We start from the raw sequence: 12,526 nt of genomic DNA, 5'->3' as shown, positions 1-12,526 counted from the left end.
TTTGCCGCATGGCTCGTTTGCTGGCAATTGATTATGGAACCAAACGCTGCGGCATTGCCGTAAGCGATCCCATGCAACTCATTGCCACCGGCCTTACCACCGTGCACAGCAAAGACATACTGGCCTGGCTGGCCGGTTACCTCAACCGCGAAACCGTAGAAACCTTTGTGGTGGGCGAACCCAAACGCCTCAACGGCCAGCCTACCGATGCCACACAGCATGTGGAAGCCTTCGTAAAACACCTGCGCAAACAATTCCCCCTTATTCCCGTGCAGCGCATCGACGAACGATTTACCTCCAAAATGGCCTTCCAAAGCCTTATCGACTCCGGCCTGGGCCGCAAAGACCGGCAAAACAAGGCACTGATCGACGAGGTAAGCGCCGTAATTCTGCTTCAGAATTACATGGACAGTCGCATGTAAATAGAATTAATGTAACTACCTGCATTTTTTTTCCGACAAAATAAGCGCCTTCCCCCGGCGTTTATTCATGTAATTCAGGTAAAAAAGCCCTTGATTCTACGGGTTTGCCAGTGGATATTTGTTAATCAGACAACCTCATTTATAAGGTGTTGAAACACCAATTTAAAGAAATTGTTATAAAAAATACTTGCAATCGTAACAAAGTCTTTATAATATCGTAAAAATAACCACCTCTGCATAATGAAAGTAATTGAAAAGACCCACCCCGGTAATTGTCCTGAAAAAGGATCATGCTGCGCCAAAACCACTGGCGGGATTTCTTCATTACACCATTATCTTTGCGGAATACCCTACACTGTAAAGAAATCCCCTACTTATGAGTTCTGCATTTAAACGCGTGTACAGCAACTCCCAGCATTCGTTGCGGGCGCAAAAAACGATTTCGAAAGATCGCATTGAATGGCTCATCGACGTGTGCGGCATAGATCCACGCATCGCTTCGGTTGATCTTGAAAGCATTAAATGCAAACTCTGCTCCTCCGAAGAAGGTGAAAACTGGTCGGCCGAAAAGTGCGACGACGCGGAAGTGGAATACAAACGCTTTCTGCAACTCTACCTCCGCTACGGCCCCGGTGTATATCCCACACCCGACATGTACACCATGTGGCAATACCACCAGTCGGAACCCATGAACTACCGCAACGATTGCATGGCCATGTTCGGCCACCTTCCGCCCGATTTTCCCGTGGTTGGCCTGCGCGATCAGGAACTGCAAAAACCCGCCCACGCCGGCATCAACAAAACCCGCGAACGCTACGCCGAACTCTTCGGCCGGCCTATGCTGATGGTGGTGTGAGGTGAATGATAGATGTATAATGAAGCCGGAGTGTTTTGCTCCGGCTTTTTTTGTGCTTGTTGGTAACGGTTTGGCGCTTGGCGCAGTGGTGGATTTTGGAGCACAAAACTATCAACCTGCACTGAATTTGAATAGAAGCACAAAGCTCCAAGTTTGCTCGTCACCCCGCCTGACGCAAATCCCGTGTGCTTGCCAGTGGTTTCTTTCTTTGAGTATTTGTTCATTTATTTTGAGCTATAAATTGTCGATTTCGTTGCAAACGGTATTTATATGGTCTAAACCATAAAGTAATGCCGCTTCATCAATTTGCATCCACTGAAAAAGTTGTAAGATTAAATTATAGTGTTGTCTTGCGTATGTAGTGTCTTTTATAGAATTTCCTGGTAAAAAGCAGATAGGTTCGTGGTGTGCCATTCTGTTTCTAATACCATTTAGTTGAGCCAACTGGTTAAATATATAAGTGTTGTTGTATTGTATGGCAGGTGTTGATGTTGGTTTTGACGGAAATACTCGCAACAATATTCGTCCTGTGGCATTAAACTGATGTTGGGCAAACATAAAACGCCAAAATCCAAATCCAAGTTCTGCTACCAACTTAAAATGACTATAGGTATGTAATTTATTTATCGCATCATTAATGTTATCTCTTGTTAAGCGGCACCTTGGAGTATCAAATGCTCCACCTACAGAAGCTGCATTTCTCAACCAGTCGTTACCTAAAGAAGGGGTAATGGTCTCATCTATGGCATTTCTTAATGCTACTTCAAAACAACTGATAACCGTAAATAGCTCTTGTGTGAGTTGCAAATTCTTTCTATAAAAGTGTCATTGCCTTGCGAGTATTGCCACCACATGCTAATAGATAGCGGTTCATTCGGGCGTTGGTCATTACGTTGGCAAAGTCGCTATATTTCATTATTTGCTTGATTTTGTTTGCATTTTCAAAATTTTGCTTTATATTTGTGTCAACTTATTCCCATTAGTCCCTGAAGCAATTCAAACTAGTGGGTTTCGTTTTTTATATGGTTACCGTTTCAAGGGTAGTAATTTTTAAGAGTTTTTTTTCATTGTAACTGTCGCCCTACTATTGGCTATAACGGTTTCGGGCTTGGCGTTGGTGGGCTTTTGAAACCGTAAACTGTCTGCCAGCACCAACGTTTATTAATTGCTCAAATGTTTCTATTCGCACTGTCCGCCCACTAACGCAAAACCCGTGTTAGCGGGTCGTTGTTTATTTTTTAGTCATTTCAATTTCACAGAAGATGGGCATGTGGTCGCTAAGTTGCAACCACTTGTCCGCATGTCCAACTTCAAATGCTTTTGTTCTCTCTGCAAATTTTTTAGCACCAAAAATATAGTCAATGTGGTAAGGTCTTGATAGATTGCGTTGAAAATACAAAGTCGGTTTGGATTCTTTACCTTGTTATTCTCCAGTCAGCTTGTGGTAAATACTTTCAATGTCAAGCTCCTTTAATTCATTTACAACGTCTGAATGATTCCACCATCTATCCCATTCGTCCCAAATTGTGTTGCTGTTAAAATCTCCCACTATTAATGTCCCATTTAATTTGTCTTTGTTGACTTGTATATATTTCCAAAGTTGTCCGATGTAACCAAAATTTGGCGAATTGTTTCTGTGTGTCCAAACAGCAAGAAGGTCAAAGTCATTATTTATTTTACAAGGCAGAAAATGTTTTACAGTATGATTTTTGAAATTGTTTGTCCAGTTTAATTTTTCGAGTTTCAAGTCAGGTCTTGCGAAAATGCCGAGTCCTTTGTTTTTAGTGTCGCCAGTCCACAGGTAATTGTCAGCCCATTTAATGTAGTCTTTGTGTCCTGATTCGACAGGGTTTTCACATTCTTGGATGATGTAAATGTCAGCGTTAAAGCCCGAAATACTGTCGAACTTTTTCCTAAATGCTCCATTACAATTCCAAGTTACTATTTTCAATGTCGTGTCGTTTACAATGACCGCTAACTCCCAAATATACGCAACTCCCCCCAAATCCCCCTTACTACCCACACTACAATAATCACCAATAAATCAGCATAATACATTACTCCACACACAAAATACGCATAGTGCGCATCCGTTATATATTTCCAATATTACTATACAAAATCCATAATAATAATCTAAAAATAATCCCCCCCAAATCAACCAATGACCTGAGGGGGAATATCAATAAATTGCTTCTCAACAAAAACTTACTCGCCCCCCTTTACCCCGTTCGAAGCTGCCACGCTTAAATCAAGCGGCTTTTTAACCTTCTCCTTCAGCAGCGAAAACGCAAGTACTTCACTCATTTGCTCCACGTAGTGAAAATGCAACCCTTTGAGGTACTGCGCCGGAATTTCGTCCACATCTTTCCTGTTCTCTTTGCAAAGAATAATGTCTTTGATACCGGCGCGCTTGGCAGCGAGGATTTTTTCGCGGATGCCGCCAACGGCAAGTACACGGCCGCGGAGCGTGATTTCGCCGGTCATGGCGAGGCTCTTTTTCACTTTGCGTTGCGTGAAGGCAGAGGCCAGCGCGGTGAGTATGGCGATACCGGCCGAAGGACCGTCTTTGGGCGTGGCGCCTTCGGGTACGTGAATGTGTACGTTCCAGTTGTCGAAATAATCGGGATTGATGCCGAAGTCGGTGGCGTGGGCGCGCAGGTATTCGAGTGCGATAACGGCCGATTCTTTCATTACATCGCCCAGGTTGCCGGTGAGCGTGAGTTTGCCACCTTTGCCGCGGCTCAGGCTGGTTTCGATGAACAGAATATCGCCGCCAACCGATGTCCAGGCAAGGCCCGTAACCACACCGGCGGCATCGTTGCCCTGATAGCGGTCTTTTACATGCGCCGGGCCGAGGATTTTGGTAAGATCATCAACCGTAGGCTTGGTGCTGTATTTACGCTCCATGGCAATATTCTTGGCCGCATAACGCACCACGCGGGCAATTTGCTTTTCCAAACCGCGCACACCCGACTCGCGCGTGTAGTTTTCAATAATGGCTTCAATCACCGCCGGACTCAGCTGCAACTGCTTTTCTTTCACCCCATGCTCGCCGAGCTGCTTGGGCACCAGGTGGCGGCGGGCAATTTCGAGCTTCTCCTCGGTGGTGTAGCCCGATACTTCAATTATTTCCAACCGGTCGCGCAGAGCAGGCTGAATGGTGCTCAGCGAGTTGGCCGTGGCGATAAACATCACATTCGACAAATCATAATCCAGCTCCACGAAATTGTCGTAAAACGCATGGTTCTGCTCCGGATCAAGTACCTCAAGCAAGGCCGACGAAGGATCGCCGTGCCAGTCGTTGCCCACTTTGTCCAGCTCATCGAGCACAAACACCGGATTGGAACTGCCCGACTTTTTAAGGTTTTGCAGAATCCGTCCGGGCATGGCACCGATGTATGTTTTGCGGTGACCGCGTATTTCCGATTCGTCTTTCAAACCGCCCAGCGACATGCGCACATATTTACGCCCCAGCGATTCGGCAATGGATTTGCCGAGCGATGTTTTGCCCACACCGGGAGGGCCGTAGAGGCAAATGATGGGCGCTTTCATATTGCCGCGCAGCTTGATTACGGCGAGGTGTTCGAGAATACGTTCTTTTACTTTCTCGAGGCCGTAATGATCGCGGTGCAGAATTTTCTCGGCTTCATTCAGATCGAATTTGTCTTCCGTGTATTCATTCCACGGCAAATCGAGCAGAAGTTCAAGGTAATTCATCTGCACCGAATACTCAGCGGCATTCGGGTTCATGCGTTCGAGTTTGGCAAACTCTTTTTTGAACGCCGCTGCAGCATGGTCGGGCCAGCTTTTTTTGGCCGAGCGTTCGCGCAAATCGGCCAGCTCCTGCTCCGACGGATTTCCGCCCAGCTCTTCCTGAATGGTTTTTATTTGCTGGTGCAGGAAATACTCGCGCTGCTGCCGGTCAATATCCACCTTCACTTTGGTCTGAATCTGATTTTTCAGTTCCTGCAGCTGAAGCTCTTTGGTGAGCAGTGCAAGCACGCTGGTGGCGCGTTCCTTGAGCGAGGCAATTTCCAGAATCTGCTGTTTCTCCACCACACCCGCATTCATGTTCGATGAAATGAAGTTGATGAGAAACGCAGGGCTTTCGATATTACGCACGGCCATGGTAGCCTCGGCTGGCAATTGCGGATTGTTGTTGATGATTTGCAGGGCAATTTCCTTCACCGAGGAAATAATGGCCGGAAACTCATGATCAGTTGCCGCAGGCCGTGTTTCGGGCAATGCGGTAACCGTGGCACGGAGATACGGATCGCGCTGCACTTCTTCGCCAAGCACAAAACGGCGGCGGCCCTGAAGAATAACCGTAGTATTGCCATCGGGCATGCGCAGCATGCGGATAATGAAAGCCATGGTGCCCACGGTATTCAAATCTTCGATGCCCGGATCTTCGTTATCGTCGGTTTTCTGCGACACAACACCAATGGTACGCGTGCCCTTGCTGGCTTCGCGTATGAGGCGGATTGATTTTTCGCGGCCTACGGTAATGGGAATTACCACACCCGGAAAAAGTACGGTATTGCGGAGCGGAAGAATGGGTAAACTATCGGGAACCGATTCGTTGTTCATCTGCTCCTCGTCTTCGGGACTGAGCAGGGGAATAAACTCGGTATCGTCGTCAGACAACTGGTCAAATCCTACGGGAGAAAATAAATTCTGATTCATTCGTGTATATAGGTCAAACTGTCAGTAATATTCACTGAAAACCCTCCCGGACTGTGTAGCCCGAAAGCTATGTACATTGGTCAATACCTGTGCCAGCGGCTAAATGCTGCCGTTATGGCAATAACTGTGTCAGAAACGACGTAAAGCAGCGGTTCGTTCAAACACGGTTTCGAAGAGGCGGCGCAAAGGTGCTTCTACTTGTTTATTGCGGCGGGCAAACACACGTTCGGCGGTTTCGATGGCTTTGTGCAGGCTGTATTCGGTAAATCCATCGGCCCCGCCCCAGCTGAAATCGGGGATAAACTTTGGGGGAAAGCCGCTGCCAAACACATTGGCTGCCACGCCTACCACGGTGCCGGTGTTAAACATGGTATTAATGCCGCACTTGGCATGGTCGGCCATGATGAGGCCGTGGAAAATGAGGCCGGTGTCTTCTTCGCCGCCAATGGCGTAGTTATACACTTTTACCGGGCCGTAATTGTTTTTGAGGTTGGAGGTATTGGTGTCGGCTCCCAGGTTGCACCACTCGCCGATAACCGAATTGCCGAGGTAGCCGTCGTGTGCTTTGTTGGCATTGGCAAAGAAAATGGTGTTGGTCACTTCGCCGCCCACTTTGCAGCCAGGGCCGATGGTGCTGTCGGCATAAAGTCTGGCGCCCATTTTTATTTGTGCGCCGCTGCAGATGGCAATGGGTCCGCGCACGAGGCAGCCTTCCATTACTTCGGCACCGGCGGCAATGTACACGGGGCCTTCGGTGGTATTGAAAATGCAGCCTGCAGCTTTGGCGCCCGGTTCCATAAGCACCGGATGCGGGCCGATAACCGTGCAGGAGGCATCAGGCTGCTGAAACGTATTGCCGGCAATCAGCTCAAAATCAAGCTGCAGGCCGCGGCGGTTTTGGGTAAATAAATCGTGAATGCGGCGTATTACAATGGCTTCGGCAGTGGTTTCGCGGAGTTCGTAGTTTACGCGGAGGTGGTCGCTGTCGTCCAGTACCAGCGGGGCATGATCCGTGCCTGCGTGGCAGGCAATGAGCAGTTCGCCTTTAATAAGGCCCTGACCGGGTTTGAGCGCCTTTACTTCGGCCGCCAGCTGCGCTGATGGTGCTACACGGCCGTTTATCCACACCAGCGGCACGTCAGGCTGCGGCGCAAACGGCCAGAGTTCCTGAAGCGACGGTGCGGCAAACGTGGTGGATGAAACGGTCAGCTGCCGCTCCCATTTTTCGCGCACGGTAAAAATGCCAAAACGAAAGTCGCAAAGCGGACGGGTAGCCGCCAGCGGCAGCAGTGCCGTGCGGTATTCATCGTCGAAAAAGGCGGTCTGGAAGCTCATAGCGTACAAATTTCAGCAAAAAGCGCAAGCATAAATAAAAATCCCCCGGAATTTCCGGGGGATTTCTGTGTATTGATCCAGCAGTTACGCTTTTTTCTGGTAGCGGTTGCGGAATTTATCGATACGACCTGCAGTGTCAACCAGCTTCATTTTGCCGGTGTAGAACGGATGCGAGGTGTTTGAAATTTCAAGCTTAATGAGGGGATACTCATTGCCGTCTTCCCAGACGATAGTATCTTTTGTTTCCGCTGTTGAACGGGTCATAAATGCCTGTTCGTTAGACATGTCTTTGAAGACAACGAGGCGGTAGTTTTCGGGATGGATTCCTTTTTTCATGTTGCTTTGAACAATAATTCCATATCACGTATGGGACTGCAAAAGTAGAAAAAAATCAATAAAGTACAACACTGTTCATAAAAATTTCTCATTGCCCCGGTTTACGGGGCATTGGGCAATAAACCGGGTTAAAAATCGTTTTTCTGGCGCGAACCTGTATTTTTGCCGCGTATGCATTTGCTGAGAGTTTTACTTGCTGCCATTTTTATACTGCCTTTTATCGACGGATGCCGGCGCGACCAGCTGGACGAAGATCAGGATGCTGCGCTTGTATTTTCGCGCGATACAGTGGTGTTTGACACGGTGTTTACCACTGTTGGTTCAGCTACACGCAATTTTAAAGTGTATAATTTCAGCAGTAAGGCGGTGCGCATTTCATCCATTCAACTTGCCGGAGGTACTACCTCGCAATTCAGAATTAATGTGGACGGACTGCCCGTAGTGAGTACCGGTGATGTTTTGCTGCGCGGGGGCGACAGTATGTATGTATTTGTAGATGTAACTGTGAATCCGAACAACAGCAACTCACCGCTGATGGTGGAGGACTCGGTTGTATTTGTAACCAATGGCAATGTGCAGCGGGTAATACTGAATGCCGTGGGGCAGGATGCGCATTTCCACTTCAACGAAGTGCTCGACTGCAATGAGGTATGGACCAACGACAAGCCACACGTGATTTATGGTTTTGCCATAATTCCGAGCTGCTGCAAACTCACCATTAATGCCGGCACAAAAGTACATCTGCATAAAAACGCCGTGCTGGCGGCCGATTCCTGTGCCACACTTGAAGTATTGGGCACAGCTGGCAGTAAAGTAACCTTTCAGGGCGACCGCCTTGAAGCCGAATATGCGGAAGAACCGGGGCAATGGGGATATATCTGGCTCTCCTCGGGCAGCAAAAACAACATCATTGACTGGGCTGTAATTAAAAACGGCATTGTTGGCATTGTGTGCGATACATTGGGCGCATCGGCCAACCCCACGCTCAAACTCAGTAATACCGAAATCCGCAACATGTCGGTTTACGGTATTTTCGCACGCGGTACCTGGATGGAAGGCGAGAATGTACTTGTGTATAACTGCGCCGAACACTGCGCCGTGCTGGGCTTTGGCGGGCGTTACCGCTTTATACAAAGTACATTTGCCAATTACTGGAATGCATCAAACCGTACTACACCGACCGTTTATATTTTTAACGGATACGAAGCTGCAGACGGTAATATTTATAACCGCCCGCTTACGCAATGCGATATTGAAAACTGCATTATTTATGGCGATAAAGAGAACGAACTTGTTCTTGATTCAAATACTACCAATAACGTGCCTTTTCAGTACCGGTTCAGACACTGCCTCCTCAAAACAAACATTCCAACCTCCCATCCTACCCGCTTTGTGTCTAACCTGATTAACCAGAACCCGGACTTTACCGACGTAGGTGAGCGTGATTACCGGCCGGGGGCTGCTTCAGCCGCCCTCAATATCGGCGACCCGGCCGTGGGCATTCTGGTACCGTTTGATCTGGCCAACCTGCCCCGGAGCAGCACCCAGCCCGATGCCGGAGCCTACGAACGCCAGTAACCACTTACCGGCCAAAACAAACCACTTATTCGCCAAACTGCCCGCTCTGTAAAACAGGAGCCTGACTGTTGTGGCATTAAGAAATAATACTTACCTTTCGGAAAACAATACGTGTTATGAAACGTCTCCCTTTATTCGCTGCCGCCGCAAGTCTTTTGCTTATCGCTTCTTGCGCCAAAGATCAAACCAATTACGGTTTGAGCAAAAACGGCTCTTTTCTGCGCACTACAGATGATGACAATAATAATCCGGGAGACCTGAACAAAACCGAATTCAACTTAACACTTGTAAAAGATCCGCTCACACAGGAGTGGTACTGCGCCGAGCCCATGTCGGATTGTGCACGCACATCCATCACCAGTTCACGCATGAATGATCTCGACAATATGATCGAGAATAATACGCTTGAAACCTATTTTTCAGCACGTACCAATGTGGCTCAGTTGCCCATGTTCAATCACAAACCCGAAATTATCAGCGGGCTTGCACAGGGGCACTTAACACTTGTTCGTCAATCAAATTCGAACGGCGATGTGTTTTATATGGTAGTGAAGAAAGGTACTGTAACACGCGGTGCACAGCCGCGCAGTGAGCAGATCATTCACACCATCATGATTTCTGCTTCCGACATTATTCCCTCCCACTAAGCCCCGCCCTTTACCGATGAAAGGTACAGCCGGTGCGTTGTTGTTGTTTCTCTTTTTCCTTACTGCCTGCCGCGAATCCGAAATCGGTTTAAAGCCGGTTGGTGAACGTGTGTATGCCGATACCACACTGGTAACGCTTCGCAACTGGGCCGCTGATGGCAGCTACATCCGCGCATTTTCGCTAGAAACAGCATTCCTGAACTTTTTTGATGCCGAAAACGGCGAGCTGAAACACAGCGTTCCGCTCAATGCTATCGACTCTATTTCACCAGAAAGACGGATCTGGGGAATCAGCTCCTACGGCCCCGATTCCATTTTTGTGATTATTCCGCATTCACGCATAATATGCCTGCTCAACAGCTCGGGTAAAATTGTGAACCGCTGGGAAGTTACCGGTAAGCTAACCGGTAATGTTTCTGATTACGCACTCATCAGCCTGCCCCGCTCAGGCATGATATACTCCGCCAATAAAATTTATGCCACCTGTGCACAAAAGTCGCTGCCGGTAAACTCGCGCAAAGACCGGATTGAATATTTCAAAACACCAGGTGAAGTAATTTTTGATTTGAAAAGCCCGGTCAATGGCGTTATAAACAGCAGCGGCCTGTGGCCCAAAAGCTATCGCGAAGGAAACGGCTACCGCGATTACTATCCGCAACGCTGTATTAATTCTTTGGGGCAGGTGGTGCATGGTTTTGGAGCCGACGACTCGCTGTTTGTGTATGAAAATGGAAAACGCGTGGCTTCACATTACGTGAAAAGCAAATACATGACTGCCTTGCGCGAATATCCTGACGATAGCACAGGAAACTACGCATTTGTGGATCGTTACACGGTGGAAGAACCGCGCTACCTGAGCCTCGACTACGATCCATACCGCAAAATGTATTACCGCATTGTACATCATGCACAGCAGTATGTAAGCAAAGACAGCATCACAATTAATCAGAGCATTGACAAAAACTGGTCGCTCATGATGCTCGACGAAAACTTTAACGTGGTGGGCGATGTGGTTTTTGATCCCAAGCAATACCTGCCAGCGGTTCTTATTACTTCGAAAGGCATTTTGGTGATGCGCCGCAACGAGTCGCTGACCATGCCCAAGGCCACGTTCACAATTTTTCAGCCCGAAAATCTTTGAGTCGTTTTTTCTTTTTTCTTCTTTGCTTACCCGCACTCATTGCACTCCACTCCTGTGGCGGCAACGAGCCGAAACCATTGCCGCCTCAGGAAAGTTTGCCCACACGTGTATTTCGCAAATACCTGCATGATGTGTTTGCCGACTCCATTCCACAGCAGCGGCATGTGTATATCATGGTGCCGGGAAAAGGCTGTAAAGGCTGCATGGCCAATACGCTTGAACGGGTTCGCCAGCTACGGCCCGACAGTACTTATACCACCATTATTATTTCAAGCATTAACACATTGCCCGAAGAAATGTATCCGGTGCCTTTTTTGTTTGATGAAAAGGGAGTAATGGAACGCATCAACCTGCGCATTTCCAACGTGACAGTTATACGTACTGAACATGCGCGTATTCGCGACATGCGCAATTTCGACGGTATTTTCGACCGTGGATTGGACTCGCTGATACGCTGGCACTGACTTTGAAACTCTTAGAAGAAGGATGGTGAGGCCAGCCGGGTATTCTGATTGTGAAAAATACCGGTATAAATTACCATCGCCTCAACTGCACCGCGCCCCTGCGAAGCAGGTGTAAGCCGCGACACGTTGAAGTCATAGTTCAACGCTGCGCCCACAGGGCCGTAATCAATCCTCACCCACGCACTCAGCGCATCGCCGGTTCGGTACATGCCGCCAAAGGAAAACGATTTTTCCTCCTGATAATTGGTGTAGCGCGAACGTTCGCTGAGCTTGAATTTCATGCCCAGCCCGAGATTGATAAGCTGCGACGGGCCCTGACGGGCAAACAACACGCGCGGAAGCAAATAAGTACCACCTCCTTCACTCAACCTGATTTGCGCCGACCAATGCGCCATCAGTTTGCGGTAAAGCTGATCGTTGCTGCCGAGAAAACTAATGCGCGGACGAGCAAGGTGATGCGCGCCAAGGCCCACATTCATTTTAAAACGATCGTTTACATTGGTGGTAATTGCTGCACCCGCAGCCATATCGATAAAGAAATACGCATCGGCAAAAGCTGATGCTTCACCGTTTGGCAGCGCCGCATCATACGTAAGTCCATTAAACTGCCTGCCCCAGGTTGATTGTGAGAGATCAATGCTGCGCTGGTTAAGGCCGGCCTGAACACCAAACGAGAAAAATGTTTTGCTGCCCCCATCGAGCGATTTATTGTAGGAACCACTCACGTTGTAGCTGTTGTTCCTGAGCATCGAACTGCCGGCCTTGTCCACATTCACATTCAATCCCAGCGCAAAAAAATCGCGTGTTTGTTTGCGTTTGTTCCTGTTCTGAAACGGCATATCCGCCCCCAGCGAATAGGTAACAAATGGTTTCGATACGGCCGACCATTGGGTGCGGTAATTGTTAATCACCCGCAAATCGCCCGTAAAATTGCCGGTTAACGCCGGATTTACAGTAAGCGGCGCCATGTGAAACAGCGAGTAATGAAAATCCTGCGCCGAAACAGTTACCGCCAGCAATCCGAAAAATACCGATGCAAGTATGTGCTTTTTCATGTG

Annotated in this window: 10 protein-coding genes and 2 pseudogenes; 6 read left to right on the top strand and 6 right to left on the bottom strand. The window is 48.3% G+C overall.

Annotation, left to right across the window (positions count from 1 at the left end; all coding sequences use genetic code 11):
• Positions 1 to 8 precede the first annotated feature (8 nt).
• Together ruvX and IM638_13820 are read left to right on the top strand one after the other, a co-directional pair.
• Positions 9 to 422: a Holliday junction resolvase RuvX gene (ruvX, locus tag IM638_13825; protein ID MCA6364112.1), complete on the top strand. Its 414-nt coding sequence runs from the start codon at positions 9 to 11 to the stop codon at positions 420 to 422.
• A gap of 376 nt (positions 423 to 798) precedes the next feature.
• Positions 799 to 1,278 carry a glycine-rich domain-containing protein-like gene (locus tag IM638_13820; GenBank protein ID MCA6364111.1) on the top strand — a complete coding sequence of 160 codons (480 nt, stop codon included), beginning with the start codon at positions 799 to 801 and terminating at the stop codon, positions 1,276 to 1,278.
• A 234-nt stretch (positions 1,279 to 1,512) separates the two neighbouring features.
• On the opposite strand, the pseudogene IM638_13815 reads toward IM638_13820, so the two are convergent.
• The 5 genes and pseudogenes from IM638_13815 to IM638_13795 all read right to left on the bottom strand — a co-directional run bounded on the left by IM638_13815 (position 1,513) and on the right by IM638_13795 (position 7,638).
• Positions 1,513 to 2,194 (bottom strand): annotated as a pseudogene (locus tag IM638_13815) (Abi family protein).
• A 315-nt stretch (positions 2,195 to 2,509) separates the two neighbouring features.
• Positions 2,510 to 3,229: pseudogene (locus IM638_13810) on the bottom strand (endonuclease/exonuclease/phosphatase family protein).
• A gap of 257 nt (positions 3,230 to 3,486) precedes the next feature.
• Positions 3,487 to 5,967: an endopeptidase La gene (lon, locus tag IM638_13805; protein ID MCA6364110.1), complete on the bottom strand. Its 2,481-nt coding sequence runs from the start codon at positions 5,965 to 5,967 to the stop codon at positions 3,487 to 3,489.
• Positions 5,968 to 6,096: 129 nt separating this feature from the next.
• Complete coding sequence (locus IM638_13800) at positions 6,097 to 7,302, bottom strand: glucose-1-phosphate thymidylyltransferase (protein ID MCA6364109.1); 1,206 nt, start codon at positions 7,300 to 7,302, stop codon at positions 6,097 to 6,099.
• Between the two features lie 84 nt (positions 7,303 to 7,386).
• Positions 7,387 to 7,638 carry a type B 50S ribosomal protein L31 gene (locus IM638_13795; protein MCA6364108.1) on the bottom strand — a complete coding sequence of 84 codons (252 nt, stop codon included), beginning with the start codon at positions 7,636 to 7,638 and terminating at the stop codon, positions 7,387 to 7,389.
• A 171-nt stretch (positions 7,639 to 7,809) separates the two neighbouring features.
• Here IM638_13795 and IM638_13790 point away from each other — a divergent pair, with 171 nt between their 5' ends.
• The 4 genes from IM638_13790 (at position 7,810) to IM638_13775 (ending at position 11,468) form a co-directional block, all read left to right on the top strand.
• Entirely contained in the window at positions 7,810 to 9,216 is a 1,407-nt protein-coding gene (locus tag IM638_13790; GenBank protein ID MCA6364107.1) for a hypothetical protein, read from the top strand.
• 116 nt (positions 9,217 to 9,332) lie between these two features.
• Positions 9,333 to 9,863 (top strand): hypothetical protein, encoded by a 531-nt coding sequence (locus tag IM638_13785; GenBank protein MCA6364106.1) that lies wholly within the window; start codon positions 9,333 to 9,335, stop codon positions 9,861 to 9,863.
• A gap of 16 nt (positions 9,864 to 9,879) precedes the next feature.
• Positions 9,880 to 11,004 carry a DUF4221 family protein gene (locus tag IM638_13780; GenBank protein ID MCA6364105.1) on the top strand — a complete coding sequence of 375 codons (1,125 nt, stop codon included), beginning with the start codon at positions 9,880 to 9,882 and terminating at the stop codon, positions 11,002 to 11,004.
• Complete coding sequence (locus tag IM638_13775; GenBank protein MCA6364104.1) at positions 11,001 to 11,468, top strand: hypothetical protein; 468 nt, start codon at positions 11,001 to 11,003, stop codon at positions 11,466 to 11,468. Before IM638_13780 ends, IM638_13775 begins: the two co-directional genes overlap by 4 nt.
• Before the next feature lie 11 nt (positions 11,469 to 11,479).
• Here the strand turns inward: IM638_13775 and IM638_13770 are convergent, their stop codons facing one another.
• Positions 11,480 to 12,523 (bottom strand): PorP/SprF family type IX secretion system membrane protein, encoded by a 1,044-nt coding sequence (locus IM638_13770; protein ID MCA6364103.1) that lies wholly within the window; start codon positions 12,521 to 12,523, stop codon positions 11,480 to 11,482.
• Positions 12,524 to 12,526: the final 3 nt, after the last annotated feature.

This window comes from Bacteroidota bacterium, assembly GCA_020402865.1.
In the GTDB taxonomy this organism is placed as follows: domain Bacteria; phylum Bacteroidota; class Bacteroidia; order Palsa-965; family Palsa-965.
Note: the sequence above shows the minus strand (reverse complement) of the source record. Positions and strands in the feature narration are given on the sequence as shown.